Source organism: Micromonospora sp. CPCC 206060 (assembly GCF_036906895.1).
Classification (GTDB): domain Bacteria; phylum Actinomycetota; class Actinomycetes; order Mycobacteriales; family Micromonosporaceae; genus Micromonospora.
Genome location: NZ_JBAKHU010000269.1, coordinates 1 through 736, shown reverse-complemented (window position 1 = coordinate 736; position 736 = coordinate 1). Strand labels below are relative to the sequence as shown.

The 736-nt window shown below is 67.8% G+C and carries 1 protein-coding gene; it reads right to left on the bottom strand.

The window, feature by feature from the left end; all coding sequences use genetic code 11:
* Positions 1-736: hypothetical protein (locus V6U90_RS33680; RefSeq protein WP_334445250.1), on the bottom strand; the 736-nt coding region annotated here is incomplete at both ends.

The window sequence follows — 736 nt, the reverse complement described above, 5'->3', positions numbered from 1 at the left end:
GGTGGCGATGTGGTCGGCGTGCTGGTCGAACAGCGTCCGGGCCTCATCCGGGTCGCTCACCCATCGGCTGCCCGCAGGAAGGGCCGGCAACGGTGCTTGCCGGGGCTGACCCGGATCGGTCACCCCGTACTGCGCCGGCACGCCACCGTGTCTTTCCTGGACCAGCTGCAGCAGACCACGGTCGCGCAATGCCACGATCCGCCTATGCACCGTCTGCTGCGGTATGGATGTCGCATCGGCGAGGGTTGGCTCGCTGGCGGTGATGAGCCCGTCGTCGTTTATATGGTCGATCAGGGCGTTCCACAGCTGCCGCAGCTGATCCCGCTGCTTCCTTGTGGTGGCGATGTGGTCGGCGTGCTGGTCGAACAGCGTCCGGGCCTCATCCGGGTCGCTCACCCATCGGCTGCCCGCAGGAAGGGCCGGCAACGGTGCTTGCCGGGGCTGACCCGGATCGGTCACCCCGTACCGCGCCGGCACGCCACGGTGTGCTTCCTGGACCAGCCGCAGCAGACCACGGTCGCGCAATGCCACGATCCGCCTATGCACCGTCGGCTGCCATGTGGATGTCGCATCGGCGAGGGTTGACTCGCTGGCGGGGATGAGCCCGTCGCCGTCCATATGGTCGATCAGGACGTTCCACAGCTGCCGCAGCTGATCCTGCTGCTGCCTTGTGGTGGTGGCGATGTGGTCGGCGTGCTGGTCGAACAGCGTCCGGGCCTCATCCGGGTCGCTCACC